Source organism: Cyclobacteriaceae bacterium (genome assembly GCA_013141055.1).
Classification (GTDB): domain Bacteria; phylum Bacteroidota; class Bacteroidia; order Cytophagales; family Cyclobacteriaceae; genus ELB16-189.
The window spans coordinates 2668569-2690090 of the sequence record JABFRS010000001.1; the positions used below are offsets into that span (position 1 = coordinate 2668569).

Sequence of the window (21522 nt, forward strand, 5' to 3'; positions counted from 1 at the left end):
TATGGTAAATAAGTTGTGCTGTTTATTATTATTTATTCCTGTCCTTTTTTGTCAGGCTCAGGAAAAAGTAATGCAGAAAAATTATCAATGGTATCTGGATGATTACAATGAATATTATCAGCCTGAATCAATAGAGCTTACCCTTGATAAGGATTTGTATTTTGCTGGTGATAAAGTGTGGTATTCTCTTCATCTTTGGAACGAAACCCTGGCAGTAAGCTCGTTGAGCGCACTGGCTTATGTTGAAGTACGCGATAAAAATGACTCAGTTCTTATTCGTCAGAAGATTAAGTGCAAATTTGGCAACGCTTACGGAGAGATTTCTATTCCAGACCGTCTGCCAACAGGATACTATAAACTTGTAGCCTTTACAATGTGGATGAAGAATTCATTGGGGAGAAAAATGTATGAACAGTTCATTCCAATAATTAATACCGATGCTGTAATCGACAAATCAAGTGATAAGGCAGTGCTTAAACGTGAGGGCATTATGAAAGTGGACATAACTGGTCCTCATAGTGTAACGATCGGTATCTCTCCCGACGTTAAGGGATCGCTTGTTGCTTTTAACAATGAGGAAGTAGTGTTCTTTAAAACATTAGCAGGAGAATCCTCCATTCCACTGGATTTTGTAAAGAGAAATGATCATGTTGTGGGTGTGGTCCTGCTTGATGAGCATGGGAAAATTATTGATGAGCAACAGATCGTTAATAAAAATATAAATACAAGCATTGTCCTTTCAATGGATTCTAAGGAACTTCAACCACGGTCAAATACAGATCTTTCAATTGAGATCCGTGACCAGCTTGGTAATTTGGTTAACGCTAATGTTTCTGTTTCGGTAAGGCCCAAGGCTTCGGTTCGGTCAATAGGAAATTTAGTATTATTTCCTCTGAACAGTGAATTCGTAATGAATAATGGACAAAAACCGCTTTTATATAAGAAGGATAATTTTATTTTCCCCCCATCTGTTAATTCACTTCAGCCTGTTAATTTTTCTAATAGCATGAGTGTATTACCATATGACCTTGGATTTGACGGGGATGATGACAAAAAGAAAATCCTAACTGCAGAAATGAAGAAGAAGGTTATGGATTATTATGCGATTACCTCCTTCCATGAGGTTCAGGAGTATTATAATCTTCCTGTTAACGATACGTTTGAGCCAGGCAAGTATGCGTCTTTGCCTAACTTTGAAGAATTCATACGGGAAGTCGTTCCTCAATTGAAAGTTAGAAAAGTCAAAGGAGAGAAGGTTCTTCGCCTTCGCAATTTTGACAACCCTGGACACATCTATTTTTTTAAAGAATCTCCTTTAATTTTATTGGATCGTTTTGTCGTTACTGCGAATGAATTCCTAAGTGTACCCTTGGAGGATATTCAGCGTCTTGATATAACGTGGGGGTTAAATGAAATCAATGCTCTTGGGGTATTTTCCCTTGCTGATAATGGTGTAGTTTCAATTTCCACCAAATCAAAAACTCGTTATTCCCAATCAAAGATCGAGATCTTTAAAAATCTCCATACTCCATTGATATTTGCTGCTCCACGACAGAATGAAAGTGAAAAAGCAATTCCTGTATTTATTAACCCATTGTATTGGAATCCTTCTGTAACTGTGAACGGCAGGACGAAGGTCAGAATTAGTACACTGGAAGAGCTTGGAGATATGGTCGTAGAGGTGAAAGGTTTTTCTGATGCCGGATACTATGTTTCTGAACAGATAGAATTTAAAGTTGTCGCCAAACCCATAAACTGATTTGTGATTCTTAAAGCTAGAGTCTAACATCTTAATCTTATGAGCGATGAGAAAAGTTCTGAATCTTCTTTTCATTTTTTCACTAGTAGGCTGCATTGATACAATTAATATCAAAACAAGCAGTGAAAAAGGATCCGTCTTAATCGACGGTTGGATTACTGATGAAGCTGGCCCCTATACTGTTAAAGTTGCAAAAAGCATCCCTTTTGACAATAGTCAACCTCTCAAAGTTTACACTATTCCAATATCCCAGGCCCGTGTAATAATCCTTGATAGCTTAGGTGAAACTCAGCAGTTGACTGAAACGGTTCCTGGAACTTACGTGACTTCCACTCTATTGGGAAAACTGGGGCACAGTTATCGGGTAACAGTGGAAACTTCTGATGGAAAGAAGTACAAATCTGAATTTGAAAAGATAGTTCCTGTTCCCGCTATTCAAAAAATTGAATCCCAATTCTTAATTGTTGAAAGCCTGTTTATCAACACGAATGGTAGCTCAAGATTAAAGAAACTTGAATCTTTTGCTATTTCAGTGATTACTACCGATCCTGCTGACGAACAAAACTTTTATCGCTGGCAGGTGGACGGAATTTTTGAGTTTTTCAGTAGTTATACTGATCCAAGAGAACCAGATCCTATCCCACCCAGAAATCAGTGCTGGGCGCCCAAATTTAGAATTGAACCTCAGATAAGAATTGGTAGCGATGAATATCTTGATGGTCAAAATTTTAAAACTCTTTTGGCGAATGTAATTTATGACCGTCCGACAAAATTTTTAGTGAAAGTCAGGCAGCAGTCTCTTACAAAAAAGGGACACTTTTTTTTGAGTAGCATTAGCAAGCAACAGACCACTACGGGAACTCTTTTTGATCCCCCTCCTTCCTCAATCAAAGGTAATCTGATCAATGAAAATGATCCCATTGAAAATGTTATTGGGTACTTTGGAGCATCGTCTGTTTCCAGATCGCAATTGCTGATCGAAAGGTTCAAGGATGCGAGTTTTATTGCGCCCTCCCAAAACATTCCTATTAAATCCGGGGATTGTAGATTTCTGGAACCAGGCGCTACCAACTTTAAGCCAGATGGGTTTTAAAAAAAAGCCTGACTTCTTTTTAAGAGTCAGGCTTTTTTAAGTTCAATTCTGAATTATGGTTTTATCATATTCAGTAATGTTGTCAAGCGACTTTTAAGATTTCTCCTGTCAACGATAAAGTCAAGAAATCCATGCTCCAGAACAAACTCAGCGCTCTGAAACCCTTCTGGCAAATCCTTTCCAATCGTTTCTCTAATTACTCGTGGTCCGGCAAATCCAATCAAAGAACCTGGTTCCGCGATATTAAAATCTCCAAGCATTGCATATGATGCAGTGACACCGCCTGTAGTAGGATCAGTCAAAAGTGATATGTAAGGAATTTTAGCTTCATCGAGGAGTGCAATCTTTGCAGAAGTCTTCGCCATTTGCATTAATGACAACCCTGCTTCCATCATTCTGGCTCCACCAGAACGGGAGATCATCAGAAACGGAATTTTGTTTTGTAAGCTATGGTCCATAGCTCTGGCAATTTTTTCACCTACTACTGAACCCATTGATCCTCCAATGAAGATAAAGTCCATACATGCCACAGTGATTTCCATTCCAGTCATCTTGCCATAAGCAGTGCGGACGGCATCTTTCAAATCTGTTTTGGCTTGTGATTCCTTAATCCGTTTTGGATAAGGTTTGGTGTCAGTAAATTTCAGCGGATCACCTGACTCCATGTTTTCATCAAGTTCCGTAAACTCGTTGTTATCGAACAGGATCTCAAAATACTCTCTTGATCCGATCTTCACATGATACTCTTCTTCAGGTACCACGTAAGCATTGTTCTTCAATTCACGAGTGTGAACGATTTTTCCGTTTGGTGATTTAAACCATAAGCCATCGGGCACTTCCCGTTTCGCTTCGGTAGGAGTCAGAATTCCTTTATCAGTACGTTTAAACCAAGGCATTCCTGCTTGTGTTAAATTGAATTAAGCTATGTCTATCGATTTGTCCAGGTATACATCCTGAATTGCATTTAAAATTTCAACACCTTCTTTCATCGGGCGTTGAAAAGCCTTGCGGCCGGAAATTAATCCCATACCACCAGCACGTTTATTGATAACGGCAGTCGTAACTGCATCTACCATATCACTGGCACCTTTTGATTCTCCACCGGAGTTGATCAATCCAGCGCGTCCCATATAGCAATTAAGCACCTGGTAACGACATAAGTCAATAGGATGATCAGTTGTCAGTTCACTATAAATACGCTCATCTAGTTTTCCATAACTGCTGCCTCCTGTATTCAAGGCCTTAAAGCCTCCATTGTTGGTAGCAAGTTTTTGTTTGATAATGTCAGCCTGGATAGTTACACCAAGATGATTTGCCTGACCAGTTAAGTCGGCAGAAGTATGATAATCAACGCCATCTTTCTTGAAAGCATTATTACGTGTATAACACCAAAGAATGGTGGACATACCAAGTTGATGAGCTTCTTCGAATGCTTTTGCAACCTCTACAATCTGACGAGTTGAATTGTCTGAGCCAAAATAAATAGTTGCTCCAACGGCTGCGGCGCCAAGATTCCAGGCGTCTCGCACAGATCCAAACATGATCTGGTCAGCTTTATTTGGGTATGTTAATAGTTCGTTGTGATTGATCTTGACGATAAAAGGGATCTTGTGAGCATATTTTCTTGAAGTGAAAGCCAGCGCTCCGAATGTTGTTGCCACAGCATTGCAACCACCTTCGATAGCAAGCTTCACAATATTTTCAGGATCAAAGTAAATCGGGTTCTTGGCAAAAGATGCTCCTGCACTGTGTTCAATGCCCTGATCGATTGGAAGAATTGAAAGGAATCCGGTATTCGCCAGGCGGCCTGTTCCAAACAAAGAGCCAAGGCTGCGTAATACCTGAGTAGAGCGATTGGAAGGTCCGAAAATATCGTTTACAAACTCCGGGCTGGGAAGGTGTATCTGATCCTTCGATACCGTTTTACTTTTATAACTAAGGAGATAATCTGCGTCCTTACCAAGGAGTTCTGCAATGTTACTTTTTGCCATATATTGGTTTGAAATGGGAAGGCAAATATAGCCCCGCAGGCTATGGTTTCCAACACCGCAACATAGGAGCAAAGGCATAAAAAAAGCCTATTCTGCGTTAGAATAGGCTTTTTTAGCGCAATACAACGATTGCTATGCTTTGGTTGACTTCTTTTGAATGACAGTCAATTTTTCTTTAATTCTTGCTGCTTTACCCTGGCGGCCTCTCATAAAATACAGTTTCGCTCTGCGAACCTTACCCGCTTTTACAAATTCAATTTTATCGATGCTTGGACTTACTACAGGGAAAATACGCTCAACACCAACTCCATTTGACACCTTTCTAACAGAGAAAGACTCACCGTTGGTGCCAGTTCCACGACGATATAGAACCACTCCCTGGAACTGCTGAACACGCTCCTTATTTCCTTCACTGATCTTCACGTGAACGTTAATTGTATCACCAGGCTTGAAAGCAGGGTGATTATCGCGCTTTCCAGCTAATTCTTGTTCGGCTATTTTAATGAAATCGGCCATGTTGCTATCGTTTTGAAAATGGACTGCAAATATAGGAAAGAGAGGGCAGTCAGCAAGCGGTGAATTTGAAATTGCTCGAATTAGGGTCAATTTCCTTCTAAAAGCCCAGGACGCCGTTTTTTTGTCCTTTCTAATGCGTTTTCATGCTTCCAGTCTTCAATTTTGGCCGGGTTCCCTGAAAGTAGAACTTCCGGAACTTTCCAGCCATTGTATTCCGCCGGACGGGTAAAAACAGCTGGCGCGACCAATCCATCCTGAAATGAATCTGTCAATGCAGAGGATTCGTCAGAAAGAACACCTGGCAATAAACGGATCACAGCATCAGACACTACTGCTGCTGCAAGTTCTCCACCTGATAAAACGTAATCTCCTATACTTATTTCTTTTGTAATCAGATGTTGCCGTATCCTTTCATCAATACCTTTATAATGACCGCATAAAAGGATGAGATTTTCTTTCATACTCAACTGATTGGCGATGGATTGATTTAATAGTTCTCCATCCGGACTCATGTAAATGACATGGTCGTAATCTCGCTCTGATTTAAGAGAAGATATGCACCGATGAATGGGTTCAACCATCATTACCATTCCAGCGCCTCCACCAAAAGCATAATCATCAGTATTCCGATGTGAATCTGTTGTGTAGTCGCGAAGGTCATGGATTTTAACAGTAACAATTCCCTTCTCTTGTGCGCGCTTTAAGATCGAGTCATTGAAAGGACTTTCCAGTAATCGGGGAAGGCATGTTATGATATCGATGCGCATAAATCGTATGATTTATATTTCAAGAAATCCGTCTGGCAATTCTACCAAGATCTTCTTTTTGCTTTTGTTGACGCTTTTTATAAAAGGTCCATTCAATGGGATCATAACCTCTTTGTTAAGATACATGATCATGAGGTAGCGGTTGGGCCCGGCTTCCTGAACTTCGAAAACATCCCCTAAAGGACCTTCTTGCACGTCTGAAACCTCAAATCCTACCACCTCATCATTGTAGAATTCTCCTCTTTGAAGCTTAGGACGGTCACTTTTTGCCAGGAATAGACTGGAGCCTTTTAAGGCTGTAGATTGTTCCAACGTGCTGACATCCTCGAACTTTAAATAAGCTTTTACTCCTTTGATAGAAACTGTTTCAATAAAGTGGGGAACAAGTTGCTGGTTGGTTTGAACAAAGATTGACTTCAGTTCTTCCAGATCCGGGCAATCGGGATCAAGCATGATGGTTACTTCTCCTTTGAGACCATGCGTTTTTGCTATGTAGCCTATCTTGAAATAATCTTTTATCTCCATGATCATAAAATAAAAATGCCAACACGAAAGTCGCGTTGGCATTTCTTTAGACTTTGAAAGAATTAAGCCTGTGCTTCTTCTGCAGGAGCTCCAGCTTCAGTAGTTTCCGCTGGTGCAGCTTCTGCTACTGGAGCAGCGGCAGCAACTTCAGCCTTCTTACGAAGAGCCTCAGCGCGTGCTTCTTTTATCTTAACCTCAGCATCCTTGCGAGCCTTAGCTGCATCTTGTTTCTTCTTAGAAATGCTATCGTGACGTGTTTGATTCTTTTCTTCTTTGGATTTCTTCCAGTCAGCAAGCTTTTGATCAGCCTGATCCTGAGAAATTGCGCCCTTCACAACACCGATCTGAAGGTGTCTTTTCAACATAATGCCATGGTGAGAAAGCATAGCCTTTACAGTATCAGAAGGCTGAGCACCGTTCATAAGCCATTTGAAGGCCTTGTCGTCATCAAGAATAATGGTAGCTGGGACAGTCAACGGATCGTATGTACCGATCTTTTCGATGAATTTTCCATCACGAGGAGAGCGGGCATCCGCTACAACAACGTCATATCTAGCTAATTTTTTGCGGCCTCTTCGGGCTAATCTGATTTTTACTGCCATTTTGCTTTGTTTTTAAAGGTTGGATCTCGTCCGTTTTTTAAGGACTGCAAAGGTAATGGATTTTGGCTTTCTGCCAATTAGGCTTGTCAAAAAGGTTAAAGTGAAATTTGAAGCCGGTCTACATAATTGAATAATCGATTATTAGGTTTTTTAATCAAAAGGCTCCTGTATACATTTGTTACCCCTATCAAAAACCGGATTATGGATAAATATTCCTATATCTCTAATGCTGACGTTGGCTATCTCGATCAGCTTTATCAAAATTATAAAAAGGATCCTGCTTCAGTTGATGCGACCTGGCAGAAATTTTTCGAAGGATATGACTTTTCCCTTCAGAAGTTTGGCGACAATGGCCATTCCGGTCCAGCCGCAGACCTGGGTACCGCAATTAAGGAGACCCTGGTTCGTACGCTTATCCACGCCTATAGATCCCGTGGGCATCTGAAATCTCATACCAATCCTGTGCGCGAAAGAAGAGATCACCATGTGGCATTGGATCATAAATTTTATGGCCTAACAGACGCTGACCTTGATGTCGAGTTTGATGTAGGTGTAGAAATTGGCCTGGGTAGAACTACCCTCAAGAAGATTATTGAAAAACTTGAGAAGGTTTATATCGGAACGATTGGTTTTGAATATAGCTATATCCGCAATCAGGAAATCTTTGATTGGTTCATACAGAAATGTGAGAATCAATATTACACATACAATCCATCCGTTGATGAAAAGAAGAGCATTCTTTCCAAGCTTAACGAAGCCGTAGTATTTGAAAATTTCCTTCACACTAAATTCCTGGGACAAAAACGTTTCTCATTGGAAGGTGGGGAAACTACTATCCCCGCACTGCAGACAATTATTAACAAGACTGCAGAGATGGGCGTTAAAGAAGTTGTAATTGGTATGGCCCATCGTGGTCGTTTGAATGTTCTCTCCAACATTCTTGGAAAAACATACGAACAGATCTTTACTGAATTTGAAGGTAATGTTAATCCTGACCTGACAATGGGTGACGGTGATGTAAAATATCACCTGGGATATGCCAGTCATATTAATACTCCTTCCGGAAATAAGATCTATGTAAAACTTACTCCGAATCCTTCTCACCTGGAAGTAGTCGATTCCCTGGTTCTGGGTTATACCCGGGGACAAATTGATGATGAGTATAAAGGACAGAATACAGCAATGGCGATCCTTATCCATGGTGATGCAGCGGTTGCCGGACAAGGAATAGTTTATGAATTGGTTCAAATGTCAGGCCTCGAAGGCTATACCACGGGTGGAACAATTCACTTCGTTATCAATAACCAGGTTGGATTTACTACAGATTATGAGGATGCGCGCACAGCGATTTATTGTACAGATGTAGCCAAGATCATTGATGCACCTGTTTTACATGTTAATGGAGATGATGCAGAGGCTGTGACATTCTGTTCCAAGCTCGCGGTAGAGTATCGTCAGAAATTCGGAAAGGATATATTCATTGACATGCTTTGCTACCGCAGACATGGTCACAATGAAAGTGATGAACCGAAATTTACCCAACCTAAGCTTTATAATATTATTGCAAAGCATCCTAACCCACGGGAAGTATACGTTAAGAAGTTGATCGAGCGTGGTGATGTAGATGCTGCTCTGGCTGATGAAATGGATAAAAATTTCCGTAATCAGCTTCAGGACAGACTGAATGAAGTGAAACAAAAGCCACTTCCTTACAAGCCTCAGAAGATTGAAGAGGAGTGGGAGAAAATGGTTCGTGCAAAACCGGAAGATTTTGAGACGTCTCCTGACACAAGCATTAAGCAAGCAATCATTGATAAGGTAGGGAAGGCTCTTACTACTATTCCTGAAGGATTTAAAGCTCTTAAACAGATTGAAAAGTTATTGAAGGATCGCAAAGCCGCTTTCTTCGATGATAAAGTATTGGGATGGGCTGAAGCAGAGTTGCTCGCATATGGTTCATTACTTTCAGATGGAACACCGGTTAGAATGTCAGGCCAGGATGTAAAACGCGGAACGTTCTCTCACCGGCATGCATATTTCTTTGATGCAAATACAAATGATCCGTATTGCGGTCTGGATCATATTCAAACAGATCAGCAGCCGTTTCATATTTATAATTCTTTGCTTTCTGAGTTTGGAGTACTGGGCTTTGAGTATGGTTATTCTATGTCTAATCCGAATGCTTTGGTGATCTGGGAAGCGCAGTTTGGTGATTTTGTAAACGGCGCCCAGGTTATGATCGACCAGTTTATCTCAAGTGCCGAATCAAAATGGCAACGGATGAATGGTTTGGTTATGTTACTACCACATGGATATGAAGGACAAGGACCGGAGCATTCAAGCTGTCGCCCTGAACGTTTTCTCCAGATGGCGGCTGAGTATAATTATGTAGTAACCAATCCGACGACAGCAGCTAATATTTTTCATTTATTGAGAAGGCAGGTGACATGGCAATTTCGAAAACCATGCATAGTGTTCTCTCCAAAGTCACTATTGCGTCATCCTTCTGTGGTGTCACCTATAAAAGAGTTTACAGGTGGTTCTTTTAAGGAAGTGATTGATGATGCGATCGTAGTAGCAAAAGATGTGAAACGGATTGTACTTTGTTCAGGTAAGATCTATTACGATTTGCTGGAAGTTCAGTCTAAGAAAAAGACCAAGGATACGGCGGTAGTTCGCGTGGAGCAGTTATATCCTTTCCCTGAATCGCAATTGAAAAATATCTTCAAGAAGTATAAAGGTTCGAAGATCGTATGGGTACAGGAAGAGCCTGCTAATATGGGTGCACTTTCCTTCATCCAACGCATGATGCCCAAGCAGGAGATGGAATTTATTTCCCGTAAGGCGAGTGCATCTCCGGCAACTGGTTATTCCAAAGTGCACAAGGCAGAGCAGGAGAAAATTGTTCAACAAGCTTTTGAAATTTAACAATCATTCTAATCTTAAATCCTAATGGCTCAACAAGTAAAAATTCCTACCGTAGGCGAATCGATCACAGAAGTGACGATTGCTAACTGGCTCAAGAAAGATGGAGATACTGTGAAGATGGATGAAGTGATTGCTGAATTGGAATCCGATAAGGCAACATTTGAATTGACAGCCCCACAAGCGGGTGTTTTAAAGATCTCAAAAAAGCAAGGTGAAGTCGTTCCGATAGGAACAGTCATCTGTGAAATAGCTGATGGAGCAGGAGCCTCGACTCCTACAGCATCCGCTCCCAAGACAACTGCATCCGCTCCAACAACTACCTCGGCAAAGCCAGCTGCTACGGGTGGAGTTAAGGAGATGAAAGTTCCTGCGGTAGGTGAGTCGATCACAGAAGTTACGATTTCTACCTGGTTGAAAAAGGATGGTGATCTTGTCAAGCTGGATGAAATCATTGCTGAAGTTGAATCCGACAAGGCAACATTTGAATTACCCGCTGAAGCCAATGGTATTTTAAGAATAGTGGCGAAAGAGAAGACAACATTACCGATTGGAGGATTGATCTGTAAGATTGAAATCACAGAAGGAGGAACAACCTCTGCTGCAACAACGCCAACGGCGGCAAATCAACAGGCATCTGCAAAGTCGAATGGATATGCAGAAGGACATCCTTCTCCTGCCGCCGCTAAAATTCTTGATGAAAAAGGAATTGCTGCAACAAGTGTAGCGGGTTCTGGCGTTGGTGGAAGAATTACAAAGGACGATGCATCGAAAGCTCAAGCTTCTGCTCCTGCGAAAGAGGGAAAGCCAGCAGCAGCACCATTAGCTCCCCCGGTGATTGCGTCTGGTGGTTCAAGAAATGAACGTCGTGAGAAGATGACGTCTTTGCGTAAGACCATTGCAAAACGTCTTGTAGCAGTGAAGAATGAAACAGCGATGCTCACCACTTTCAACGAAGTGGATATGAAGCCTGTGATGGAATTGAGAAGTCGATATAAAGATCAATTCAAGGAAAAGAATGGAGTTGGACTTGGTTTTATGTCTTTCTTCACCAAAGCAATTTGTATTGCTCTAAAAGAATTCCCGGCAGTCAATGCTTCGATAGACAAGGATGAGATAGTATTCCACGAGTATTGCGATGTATCTATTGCAGTCTCTACACCAAGAGGTCTCGTGGTTCCGGTAATCAGAAATGCAGAATCCCTTTCAATGGCACAAATTGAAAGTGAAGTAGTGAGACTGGCAACAAAAGGCCGAGATGGTAAGCTTTCTATTGAAGAAATGACCGGAGGAACATTCTCCATCACTAATGGAGGCGTGTTTGGATCTATGATGTCAACACCCATCATTAATCCTCCTCAATCGGCGATCCTGGGAATGCACAACATTGTTGAGCGTCCGATGGTGGTGAAAGGCGAGATTGTTGTAAGACCTATTATGTACATCGCTCTTTCATACGATCACAGAGTAATCGATGGACGTGAATCTGTGAGTTTCCTGGTGAGAGTGAAAGAGCTTTTGGAAGATCCAGGTCGCATGATTTTAGGGGTTTAATATTACAGACATCTCTCTATTGAAGAAATAAAAGTTTTATGCAATACAACGTTACGGTCATTGGTTCGGGTCCTGGTGGTTATGTAGCTGCCATTCGCTGTGCTCAGCTTGGATTTAAGACTGCCATTATTGAAAAGTATAATACCCTTGGCGGTACATGTCTGAATGTGGGATGTATTCCTTCAAAAGCATTGCTGGATTCCACGGAGCATTTTCATAACGCGGCACATACCTTTAAAGAACACGGCATTGATATTTCTGAGCCTAAAGTGAATTTTGGTCAGATGATCAAAAGAAAAGGTGACGTTGTGAAATCAAATGTGGATGGAATTGCATTTCTGATGAAGAAGAATAAGATCGACGTGCATACCGGCGTCGGATCTTTCGTTGATAAGAATACAATCAAAATCACTGCTTCCGATGGCAAGGAAACGTCTATCACTACAGACAATGTAATCATTGCGACAGGTTCGAAGCCGACGGCCCTTCCGTTTGCTGCATTTGATAAGAAAAGAATCATCTCCAGCACAGAAGCATTGGAACTTAAGGAAGTTCCTAAGCATCTGATTGTAGTGGGTGGAGGTGTTATTGGAATGGAACTCGGATCTGTTTATGCACGGATCGGAGCAAAAGTTTCTGTCGTTGAGTTTATGGATAGCCTTATTCCTACCATGGACGGAACGATGGGTAAGGAACTTCTAAAGTCTACCAAGAAACTGGGAATGGAATTCTATCTCGGCCATAAGGTTACTGCGATAGAGAATAAAGGAAAGGAAGTTATTCTTAAAGCTGAGCCAAAGAATGGTGGTGCTGCAATTGAATTGAAAGGTGACTATTGTCTTGTAAGTGTGGGCAGGCGCCCTTACACAGACGGACTTGGACTTGATAAGGTAGGAATTGAAACCGTTAAAGGTCAGATTCCTGTGAATGATCATTTGCAGACAAAAATTCCAAACATCTATGCTATTGGAGATGTAGTGCGTGGTGCGATGTTGGCTCATAAGGCGGAGGAAGAAGGAACATTAGTTGCAGAGCAATTAGCGGGACAGAAGCCGCATATCAATTATTTATTGATTCCCGGGGTTGTTTACACATGGCCAGAAGTTGCGAGCGTTGGTTATACCGAAGAGCAACTAAAAGCGGATGGCAAGGCTTATAAGATTGGAAATTTTCCGTACAAGGCATTAGGTCGCGCACGGGCAAGTATGGATCTTGATGGTCTTGTAAAAATACTTGCTGATAAAAACACAGATGAAATATTAGGTGTTCATATCATTGGAGCACGCGCAGCGGATATGATTGCATCAGGAGTTACTGCAATGGAGTTCCGTGCATCTGCAGAAGATGTTTCAAGAATGTCACATGCACATCCTACCTATATGGAAGCAGTGAGAGAGGCATGTCTGGCAGCAACCGCAAATAGGCCGATACATATTTAAAGGACTTTGCTATTTCCTGCGGTGACCAAGCACACTGGTCTAAATAAAACGGCTCACCTTTCGTGAAGTAATAATCTCCGTGTTCATTCCGGCCCAGTGGAGATTTCCGATGTAACGTCCATGTTCCATTTTGAGGCAACGATCCATTATCACCAATAAACCATTTTGCTGTGCGAGTTCTGCAGCTTCGACATTAATGACACCAAGTTGAAGCCACACAGCTTTTGCTTTGATTGCAATCGCTTCCTTAACAACGTTGAGACATTCTTCAGGCTTGCGAAAGATGTCCACCACATCGACAGGACCAGGAATAGAAGCAAGATCAGGATAGCACTTCTCTCCAAGGATCTCTTGCTTCATGGGATTTACAGGTATGATCGTGTACCGTTCTGATTTTAAATACGATCCCACAAAATTACTGGCCCTTTCCTTTTTGTCGGAAAGCCCCACAATGGCAATTGTTTTGGAGTTATTCAGAATTTTCCGAACAGTCTCTGAATTTTGAAATTTATTTCTTTCTTCCGCGCTCAGGCGGGTGTTCATCGAGATATCTGATGAAAGGCTTGTTCCAAGTCCCATATTAAATCTTCAGTTGTTTCTAGTCCTATTGATAATCGTATTAACTCGGGTTTAATGTTTGCCCGCTTCAGCTCTTCATCAGAAAGTTGCTGGTGTGTTGTGGAGGCCGGATGAATGACAAGACTTTTGCAATCACCGAGATTGGCCACATGAGAAAATAATTCCAGATTTTCCAGGAATTTTTTTCCTGTCTCACGAGCATTATTGTTCATAGCCTTTAACCCAAAAGCAAATACAGATCCTGCACCTTTCGGTAAATATTTTTTTGCTCTCTCATAATGTGGATGATCCGGAAGTCCAGAGAAGTTCACCCATTCGACCATTGGATGATTCTTGAGGAATTTTGCAATGGCAAGTGCATTGGTAACATGCCTTTCCATTCTTACGGAAAGTGTTTCCATTCCCTGCACTAAAAGAAAGGAATCAAATGGCGAAATTGTTGCGCCTGTATCACGAAGAGTTTCGCATCGGGCCTTCATCAGGAATCCATAATGACCAAACGTCTCATAAAAATTCAGATTATGATAAGGAATGGAGGGCGATGAAATAGCTGGATAATTGCTGAAATCAAACTTACCTGAATCAATGATCACGCCTGCAATGGATGTTCCGTGACCATTCAAAAATTTGGTTGCGGAATGCAAAACGATATCAGCGCCCCATTCTAGGGGGCGGCATAGGTATGGAGAGGCGAGTGTGTTATCAATAACTAAAGGAATTGAATTTGCTTTTGCTAAAGCTGATACACCTTCAAAATCAAAAACACTTCCTTGTGGATTGCCAATAGTTTCACCATACAGAGCCCGTGTTTTGGGGGTAATCGCTTTCTCCCAATTTTTAATATCGGTAGGATCAACAAAGTGTACTTTGATGGAGAGTTTCTTGAAAGTGTGTTCAAACTGTGTGTAAGTGCCTCCGTAAAGATGAGAAGATGCGACAAATTCATCACCTGGATTTAGCAGAGTCATCATGGTTATCAACTGTGCAGCTTGCCCACTTGAAGTTGCAAGCGCACCTGTTCCTCCTTCAAGAGAAGCAACTCTTTCCTCAAATACAGCCGTTGTCGGATTGCTGATACGTGTGTAGATATTTCCGTATTGCTTTAATTCAAAAAGCGAAGCCGCGTATTCAGGGCTATCGAAAACATATCCTGCCGTTTGATATATTGGAACTGCACGGGAACCTGAATAAGAATCAGGAATATGACCAGCGTGAAGCATGCGTGTTTCGAAACCAAACTTTCTTTTTTCTGACATGACAAGGAATTTTGTATAAAAGAAACAACGTTCCAATCAAAAACAAACTGTTTTTTGATGGCTACAAAAGTCTGGTAATTGCGTAAGCCCTGAACAAAAGCCCCCCAACAAGTGGTAAGAGGAAAATATGTAGCTGCTGTGGAAGAAAAAACCACGATATGAGTACAATCGTGTAGATAATCGCCGCAATAGTGAAGTACTTTTTGAGAAACTCAGCTGATTTCTGCCGATAAATAAGAACGACAAACAGGTTGGTCGGTAACGCCCAAAGAATATTGAAATTTTTTGCTGCCGCCTGATGATCAGTCGCGGTCCACAAAAGGATCAATAACAATCCAAGCAACCCGGTAATAATGAAGAGCCCAAGATCAAGCCATTTAGAAAGTTTTTTTCTTCTCAGATCATTAAAAGTGATTATTGAGATAATCAAGAATAGTAAACCGAAAACTACCCAGGGATGAATCATGGTTTTGGCCGGTTCTTCTGGAACCGGGGTATATGCTGCCTGCTTCACCTTTACAGCAGGAATAGTCTTTCCATTCAGTGTGAGAGTTGCATGGTCGAATGATGATTCAAGATAATCGGGCAGAAACATGTACTCATAAGGAGTGGCATGTTTATCCATTGGCAAGCCAAGACAGATGTCTATTCCTAAGTCTCCCCAGGGTTGTTGTTTCAGATACAGATCCGTGAGCTGGCGAATGGTATAGTCTGTCTTAATATAAGAATCATCAAACTTTAGCGAATCACCCAGTACCTCGACAATGACATCACGTACTTTACTTGAGCAATTGTTGAAGAAATAGTCGTACCTGTAGGTTTTGTTTTCTGGCAAGGCATTCCATTGAAGATAATCAAACAATGCCTGCTTCTGTGAAGGCGAGAGATTTAGTACCTGCTCAACAACAGATCGGTTGTAGTACGAATAGTTGTAGATGAAATCACTGTAGTTATAGACACCAAGTTCAAAAAGGAGAAGTCCTTTGGTGTAATTAATATAGAAGTTAGGTTGACCGAAATCAAAAACACCATAGTTGTATGCGGCATCAAAACGATTGACAGGGTCATTTACACGGATAGCAGTATGTCCAAAGGCTGTATAAACTTCTCCCTGCCATGGTCCACATGTGATAAGCGAAATTTCTGCCTCAGGGGAAAGCTTGTTAGACTGACCTTGGGCTGTTGCTGCTCCAAGCATCAGAATCAACAACGCTGTAATTCTTGTTATAAAGGGCATTCCATAAGAATATTATCATCGAAAGATAAAGACAATTCCTGAAGTGCACGTACTTTTGATTCAATGACCAGCGGCTTTCAGGATCAATTGAATATTATTTCGGGGCTTACCCCAAAACGTTCCTGGAATGCAGCAAAAGTATGGTCCAGCTACTGGGCTTCACGTATGTCGGGTAGGGCTGATCATCATGGATTTCCAATCAGCATTTCCATAGAACCGACAACCTCTTGTAATCTTCGTTGTCCGGAATGTCCCAGCGGGCTTCGTTCTTTTACACGTCCTACCGGAATGCTGAAAGATTCTCTTTTTCAAAATGTTATTGATCAGCTGTCACCAACCTTGTCATATCTGACTTTTTATTTTCAGGGAGAGCCTTATCTCAATCCTAAATTTCTGGATATGGTGAAGTATGCATCTGACAGAGGTATTTATACAGCCACTTCAACCAATGCCCATTATCTTGACGAAGAGAATGCAAGGAAAACCATAGCCTCAGGACTTGATCGCCTGATTATTTCTATTGATGGCACCGAACAGGAAACTTATGAGTCATATCGTGTGGGAGGAAAACTTGAAAAAGTAATTGAGGGCACAAAAAATATTCTCAAACTGAGAAGGGAATTAAAATCAAGTACCCCTCAGGTCATCTTTCAATTTTTAGTTGTAAAGCCCAACGAGCACCAGGTTCCTGAAGTATATGCTCTGGCAAAGAAATTGGGAGTTGATAAAGTGGTTTTAAAAACTGCCCAGATCTATGACTATAAGAATGGTTCCGATCTTATCCCAACTCAAAGTAAGTATTCACGCTATGAAAAGGATTCCAATGGGACTTTTCACATTAAGAATGAATTAATGAATCACTGCTGGAAAATGTGGCACAGTTGTGTGATAACCTGGGATGGCAAGATTGTTCCATGTTGTTTTGATAAGGATGCACACCATGTTATGGGTGATCTTTCAAAACAGTCATTCAAAGAAATATGGACCAGTAAACCATATTCAGATTTCAGAGTTTCGCTTTTGAGATCCCGAAACGAAATTGAAATGTGTAAAAATTGTACTGAAGGAACGAAAGTATGGGCCTAGGAGAATAGTCAGGAGTTAGAATCGGCCATTTGCTTTTCGATCTTGGCCAGATCAACTGCACCGCATTTACTGCAACCTGTTGAGCATGCATTTTTTGCCTGGAAACTCTTATAGATGAGATTTCCAACATAGGCGAGAGCGCCTAGAAAAATAAGACCGATCAGGATTAACTGAATCACAGTATAAAGATAGTTACAGTCTTCAAAACCACCTAGTTTCAAAAATGGTTCCCCTGTTCACGTTTGAACACCAGCAGGTAAAATCGAACAGTTCAGAAGGGTTGAATATCCTCAAAAACAGGGTATAGGTAGAATTTATTTTGGCTTTATTCTTGGGATCGCTTTTGAAACTTTTTTCAATAAAAGCGCATCCTTAATCCATGCTAAAAAACTACATAAAAACTGCACTCAGAAGTCTTTGGCTGCAAAAAAGCAACACGATCATAAACCTTTCAGGGCTTGCGTTAGGAATAGCTTCAAGTCTTATCCTGTTTCTTCTTGTTCGTCACATGTCGAGTTATGACAACTATCATACGAAGCGTGACAGGATTTACAGGGTAGTTACTGAATCAGAAGGTAACAGTGGAAAGGGCCATACACCGGGTATCCCTACTGTACTTCCGGTTGCTTTCAGAAATGATTTTCCCGAAGCAGAAGAAGTAACGATCACATCATATAACAACGGTGGTTTGGTCACAATCCCTCAAGGTTCGGAAGAGCCTAAGCAGTATCAGGAGGATTGGGGCATGGCAAATGCGCAACAGAATTTCTTTAAAATTTTTGATAGAAAGATTATTTCAGGAGATAACATTAAAGCACTCGACGAGCCAAACACAGCAGTCATATCAGAGAGGCTTGCCTTAAAATATTTTGAGACAAAGGATGTATTGGGGAAAACGATTCGCTACAGAGACCTTGATTACAAGATCACAGCTGTAATGGAAGATTTTCCAAAGAATACAGACTTCCCATTTGAACTTATGTTTTCCTACATCACCATACAAAAAGCGAAGGAGGAAGGTGGGTGGAACAGTACTTCAAGTGATGATCAATGCTATTTTTTGCTAAAGGATGGTGAGCCTATTTCCAAGATCGAAAGCAGGATGCCTGAGTTTGGAAAAAAATATCTTGGTGAGGATGCCGCCACAAGATCATTTCTACTTCAATCCTTGAAAGATATTCATTATGATGATCGCTTCGGCAATTATAATTACAATACGGTCAGTCGCAATATGCTTTCAGTTCTTGGTGTTATAGCGGTATTCCTGATTCTTACGGCATGCATCAATTTTATCAATCTATCCACCGCTGAGGCTATTAAGCGATCCAAGGAAGTGGGCATTCGCAAGTCATTGGGTAGTACGCGAGGTCAGCTCATAGCACAATTTATGGGTGAATCAATACTCGTAACCGTCTTTGCGATGGTTGCGGCACTTATCATTGCAAAGGTTGCGCTTACTTTCCTGAATCCTTTTCTGGATCAATCAATCGGATTGAATTTCAGTAACGATGGTGGCCTGTGGGTTTTCATAACAGTTATTTTGGCAGTAGTTGCCGGACTATCCGGCCTATATCCATCCTTTGTAGTTTCAGGATTTAATCCCATCCTTGCTTTAAAGAATAGTTTAGGGAACAGAAACTCTTCTGGTTTTAATTTGAGAAGAGTTTTGGTAGTAGTGCAATTTTCTATTTCACAGTTTTTTATAATCGGAACGATTGTGCTGATCACTCAGATGAACTATTTCCAGAGCAAAGAGCTCGGATTCAGGAGAGATGCCATCATCAATGTGCCCGTTCCGGTTCGTGAAATTCCATCCAATGATGGTTCCAGTAAGATGAGAACCCTGCGTGGAGAGGTTGCCAGAATCGCAGGAGTGGAGAACGTAAGCTTGTGTAATACTCCTCCTTCTTCCGGATCAGTAAACACCACCAGCTTTACCATTAAAGGAGATGAGAAAGAGTATGAAGCTCAGATAAAAATGGTAGATGGAAATTACCTTGATCTGTACGATATAAAATTAAGTGCTGGTAATAACATCATGGATATCGATACAGCACATGGATACCTTGTAAATGAAAAATTGGCAAGCATCGTTGGATATTCAAACCCCAATGACATTGTCGGTAAGCTTATGAAAATGGGAAGAAAAGAACTTCCTATTGTAGGAGTGATAAAAGATTTTCACACAACGTCTTTAAGATCCCCCATTGAAGCAACCGCTCTCTTTAACAGAATCCGGGGCTATCAGAATTTATCTATAAAGCTGAACGGTGCTGACATGCAGGGAAGCATTCAGCAAATCCAGAAAGCCTGGGAGACATCTTATCCCGATCATATTTTTTCTTATGAATTTCTCGACTTGAAAATCAAAGAATTCTATGAAAATGAGAAGAGGATTTCAATCCTGCTAGGTCTTTTTACATCTCTGGCCATTTTCATCGGGTGCCTCGGACTGTTTGGTCTTGCTTCCTTTATGGCCAATCAAAAGACAAAAGAGATTGGTGTTCGCAAGGTTTTAGGGGCATCAGTAGAAAGCATCGTGTATATGTTTTCAAAGGAATACATAAAGCTGATTATCATTGGATTCATTATCGCATCACCATTTGCCTGGTACATAATGAATCAGTGGCTTGATGGATTTGCTTATAAGATCGATATGGGTCCCAAAATATTTATTTCAGGAGTTGTGATTACCATGGTTATTGCAATTGCAACGGTCGGTTATCGGTCTCTTAAAGCTGCAATTGTTAACCCGGCAGATTCTTTGCGATCAGAATAGACTAACCAAGAATTAATTTCATTCCGGGTTCGAGGCGATTGTTTTTGAGATTATTAAGACTCTTGATTTTCTCAATAGTAATTCCTTGAAATTTCTTTGAAATATCCCACAAGGTATCGCCAGGCTGAACAATATAGGTTTTGTCATCTGGTAATGAGACAGAATTGGTAGACACCTGAGGGGTTGCTTGTGTAACTTTTTTGGATGGGTATACCCAGATGTTAAGTTTTTGTCCTGTACGGATCATGTTTCCATGAAGCTTGTTCCACTTACGTAAATCATCAACCCGAACACGATGGCGCTGAGCAATACCTCCCAGCACATCTCCTGACTTAACGCGATAAACCAACAGCTCGCGTCCGGCCGTATTGCCAGAGGAAGTTTTTGCCAATATTTCAATTTGTTTCCTGCCGACTTTAGAAGCAGAATCCAGAATTCTGAACCGATCTTTTTCCAATTCAATTTTAGCCGCTAGTGGTAATCTGAGTATAAATCCTTTTTGTGTTTCGGGAAGTGCATTATGCCGGACGGATGGATTTAAAATCAGGAGATCTTCTGTGCAAGTGCCGGTAAGTTTGGCGAATGTGTCAAAATGAAGAAATTTCTTTACCACAAGTGTATCATGAGGAATAGGTTGCTCAATCGCAGTCTCGATCATGTTATGTTCTTCTGCATAATTCATAGCATAAATGATCGCTACAAATTGTGGCACATATGACCGTGTTTCCCGGGGGAGGAATTTATAGATCTCCCAGAAAGTTCGCTTGTATTCAGAACGTCGAATGGCACGCTTCACAGTGCCAGGGCCTGAGTTATAAGCTGCTAAGGCCAGATCCCAATTGTTGAACATCTTGTACAATTGGCTCAGATACTTACATGCAGCCTCTGTGGATTTTTCCGGATCCATGCGATCATCGAAATACCAGTCGTTATGAAGATCAAAATACTTTCCTGTAAAAGACATGAATTGCCACAGACCCGCAGCACTCGCCCTTGAGACAGCACGAGGATTCAATCCTGATTCTATGATGGACAGATATTTTAATTCATCAGGGAGATTATACTTTGCAAGGTACTTTTCGAAAAGCGGGAAGTAAAGATCTCTGCGGCGAAGCATCAGTCGTGTGTATTCACGATTACGAATCGTGAAGTAATTTATAAATCCATGAATGTTGCTGTTGTAGGGGAGTGGAATAGTCTGTTGAATGCAGCGTAACCGATCAGCGACCAGCTCTGGAGTTTCCTCTGCCGGGATATATTCATAGTCCATAGGCAATGCAAACATCATAATCTCAGGTGAGAGGCTGTCTACTGCCATGATATCAGACTCCACGACTTCGGCAATCGAATCAGGTGGATCGGGTATCTGAGCAATTACCTGACCAGCCATAAGCCCGAAAAAACATATTATAAT

At 41.2% G+C, this 21522-nt stretch carries 18 protein-coding genes; 7 read left to right on the top strand and 11 right to left on the bottom strand.

Annotated elements, in window-relative coordinates; all coding sequences use genetic code 11:
* Positions 1-70 precede the first annotated feature (70 nt).
* Complete coding sequence (locus HOP08_11990) at positions 71-1759, top strand: hypothetical protein (protein ID NOT75639.1); 1689 nt, start codon at positions 71-73, stop codon at positions 1757-1759.
* 46 nt (positions 1760-1805) lie between these two features.
* Positions 1806-2852, top strand: coding sequence for a DUF4249 domain-containing protein (locus HOP08_11995; GenBank protein ID NOT75640.1), 1047 nt, complete (start codon positions 1806-1808; stop codon positions 2850-2852).
* Positions 2853-2905: 53 nt separating this feature from the next.
* Here HOP08_11995 and HOP08_12000 read toward each other — a convergent pair whose 3' ends face one another.
* From HOP08_12000 to HOP08_12025, 6 genes are all read right to left on the bottom strand, one after another.
* Positions 2906-3748, bottom strand: coding sequence for an acetyl-CoA carboxylase carboxyltransferase subunit beta (locus tag HOP08_12000; protein ID NOT75641.1), 843 nt, complete (start codon positions 3746-3748; stop codon positions 2906-2908).
* Positions 3749-3769: 21 nt separating this feature from the next.
* Positions 3770-4843: a class I fructose-bisphosphate aldolase gene (locus HOP08_12005; protein ID NOT75642.1), complete on the bottom strand. Its 1074-nt coding sequence runs from the start codon at positions 4841-4843 to the stop codon at positions 3770-3772.
* Positions 4844-4975: 132 nt separating this feature from the next.
* A complete protein-coding gene (gene rplS / locus HOP08_12010) occupies positions 4976-5359 on the bottom strand; it encodes a 50S ribosomal protein L19 (GenBank protein ID NOT75643.1) in 384 nt (127 codons plus the stop codon).
* Positions 5360-5445: 86 nt separating this feature from the next.
* Positions 5446-6126, bottom strand: coding sequence for a tRNA (guanosine(37)-N1)-methyltransferase TrmD (trmD, locus tag HOP08_12015; GenBank protein NOT75644.1), 681 nt, complete (start codon positions 6124-6126; stop codon positions 5446-5448).
* Positions 6127-6138: 12 nt separating this feature from the next.
* Complete coding sequence (gene rimM, locus HOP08_12020) at positions 6139-6651, bottom strand: 16S rRNA processing protein RimM (GenBank protein NOT75645.1); 513 nt, start codon at positions 6649-6651, stop codon at positions 6139-6141.
* Positions 6652-6713: 62 nt separating this feature from the next.
* Complete coding sequence (locus HOP08_12025; protein ID NOT75646.1) at positions 6714-7253, bottom strand: 30S ribosomal protein S16; 540 nt, start codon at positions 7251-7253, stop codon at positions 6714-6716.
* Between the two features lie 201 nt (positions 7254-7454).
* Here HOP08_12025 and HOP08_12030 point away from each other — a divergent pair, with 201 nt between their 5' ends.
* The 3 genes from HOP08_12030 to lpdA are packed head-to-tail and all read left to right on the top strand — an operon-like array spanning position 7455 to position 13171.
* Positions 7455-10181, top strand: a complete 2727-nt coding sequence (locus tag HOP08_12030; protein NOT75647.1) for a 2-oxoglutarate dehydrogenase E1 component — start codon at positions 7455-7457, stop codon at positions 10179-10181.
* Positions 10182-10205: 24 nt separating this feature from the next.
* Entirely contained in the window at positions 10206-11732 is a 1527-nt protein-coding gene (odhB, locus tag HOP08_12035; protein ID NOT75648.1) for a 2-oxoglutarate dehydrogenase complex dihydrolipoyllysine-residue succinyltransferase, read from the top strand.
* Between the two features lie 38 nt (positions 11733-11770).
* Positions 11771-13171, top strand: a complete 1401-nt coding sequence (gene lpdA, locus HOP08_12040) for a dihydrolipoyl dehydrogenase (protein NOT75649.1) — start codon at positions 11771-11773, stop codon at positions 13169-13171.
* Positions 13172-13210: 39 nt separating this feature from the next.
* On the opposite strand, the gene HOP08_12045 is transcribed toward lpdA, so the two are convergent.
* From HOP08_12045 to HOP08_12055, 3 genes are all read right to left on the bottom strand, one after another.
* Entirely contained in the window at positions 13211-13750 is a 540-nt protein-coding gene (locus HOP08_12045; GenBank protein ID NOT75650.1) for a CoA-binding protein, read from the bottom strand.
* Positions 13711-15006 (bottom strand): O-acetylhomoserine aminocarboxypropyltransferase/cysteine synthase, encoded by a 1296-nt coding sequence (locus tag HOP08_12050; GenBank protein ID NOT75651.1) that lies wholly within the window; start codon positions 15004-15006, stop codon positions 13711-13713. Before HOP08_12050 ends, HOP08_12045 begins: the two co-directional genes overlap by 40 nt.
* A gap of 61 nt (positions 15007-15067) precedes the next feature.
* A complete protein-coding gene (locus HOP08_12055) occupies positions 15068-16204 on the bottom strand; it encodes a DUF4105 domain-containing protein (GenBank protein ID NOT75652.1) in 1137 nt (378 codons plus the stop codon).
* 102 nt (positions 16205-16306) lie between these two features.
* Here HOP08_12055 and HOP08_12060 point away from each other — a divergent pair, with 102 nt between their 5' ends.
* The gene (locus tag HOP08_12060; protein ID NOT75653.1) at positions 16307-17329 is read left to right on the top strand and encodes a radical SAM protein; all 1023 of its coding nucleotides are present in this window, start codon (positions 16307-16309) and stop codon (positions 17327-17329) included.
* A gap of 8 nt (positions 17330-17337) precedes the next feature.
* On the opposite strand, the gene HOP08_12065 is transcribed toward HOP08_12060, so the two are convergent.
* Positions 17338-17508 (bottom strand): FeoB-associated Cys-rich membrane protein, encoded by a 171-nt coding sequence (locus tag HOP08_12065; protein NOT75654.1) that lies wholly within the window; start codon positions 17506-17508, stop codon positions 17338-17340.
* Between the two features lie 200 nt (positions 17509-17708).
* Here HOP08_12065 and HOP08_12070 point away from each other — a divergent pair, with 200 nt between their 5' ends.
* Entirely contained in the window at positions 17709-20108 is a 2400-nt protein-coding gene (locus HOP08_12070) for an FtsX-like permease family protein (protein ID NOT75655.1), read from the top strand.
* Position 20109: 1 nt separating this feature from the next.
* Here HOP08_12070 and HOP08_12075 read toward each other — a convergent pair whose 3' ends face one another.
* Positions 20110-21498: a LysM peptidoglycan-binding domain-containing protein gene (locus HOP08_12075; GenBank protein ID NOT75656.1), complete on the bottom strand. Its 1389-nt coding sequence runs from the start codon at positions 21496-21498 to the stop codon at positions 20110-20112.
* Between the last annotated feature and the right edge of the window lie 24 nt (positions 21499-21522).

Coding starts and splice junctions, on each gene's coding strand:
- HOP08_11990 (NOT75639.1), top strand. CDS start 71: ATGCAGAAAAATTATCAATGGTATCTGGATGATTACAATGAATATTAT.
- HOP08_11995 (NOT75640.1), top strand. CDS start 1,806: ATGAGAAAAGTTCTGAATCTTCTTTTCATTTTTTCACTAGTAGGCTGC.
- HOP08_12000 (NOT75641.1), bottom strand. CDS start 3,748: ATGCCTTGGTTTAAACGTACTGATAAAGGAATTCTGACTCCTACCGAA.
- HOP08_12005 (NOT75642.1), bottom strand. CDS start 4,843: ATGGCAAAAAGTAACATTGCAGAACTCCTTGGTAAGGACGCAGATTAT.
- rplS (NOT75643.1), bottom strand. CDS start 5,359: ATGGCCGATTTCATTAAAATAGCCGAACAAGAATTAGCTGGAAAGCGC.
- trmD (NOT75644.1), bottom strand. CDS start 6,126: ATGCGCATCGATATCATAACATGCCTTCCCCGATTACTGGAAAGTCCT.
- rimM (NOT75645.1), bottom strand. CDS start 6,651: ATGGAGATAAAAGATTATTTCAAGATAGGCTACATAGCAAAAACGCAT.
- HOP08_12025 (NOT75646.1), bottom strand. CDS start 7,253: ATGGCAGTAAAAATCAGATTAGCCCGAAGAGGCCGCAAAAAATTAGCT.
- HOP08_12030 (NOT75647.1), top strand. CDS start 7,455: ATGGATAAATATTCCTATATCTCTAATGCTGACGTTGGCTATCTCGAT.
- odhB (NOT75648.1), top strand. CDS start 10,206: ATGGCTCAACAAGTAAAAATTCCTACCGTAGGCGAATCGATCACAGAA.
- lpdA (NOT75649.1), top strand. CDS start 11,771: ATGCAATACAACGTTACGGTCATTGGTTCGGGTCCTGGTGGTTATGTA.
- HOP08_12045 (NOT75650.1), bottom strand. CDS start 13,750: ATGGGACTTGGAACAAGCCTTTCATCAGATATCTCGATGAACACCCGC.
- HOP08_12050 (NOT75651.1), bottom strand. CDS start 15,006: ATGTCAGAAAAAAGAAAGTTTGGTTTCGAAACACGCATGCTTCACGCT.
- HOP08_12055 (NOT75652.1), bottom strand. CDS start 16,204: ATGCTTGGAGCAGCAACAGCCCAAGGTCAGTCTAACAAGCTTTCCCCT.
- HOP08_12060 (NOT75653.1), top strand. CDS start 16,307: ATGACCAGCGGCTTTCAGGATCAATTGAATATTATTTCGGGGCTTACC.
- HOP08_12070 (NOT75655.1), top strand. CDS start 17,709: ATGCTAAAAAACTACATAAAAACTGCACTCAGAAGTCTTTGGCTGCAA.
- HOP08_12075 (NOT75656.1), bottom strand. CDS start 21,498: ATGGCTGGTCAGGTAATTGCTCAGATACCCGATCCACCTGATTCGATT.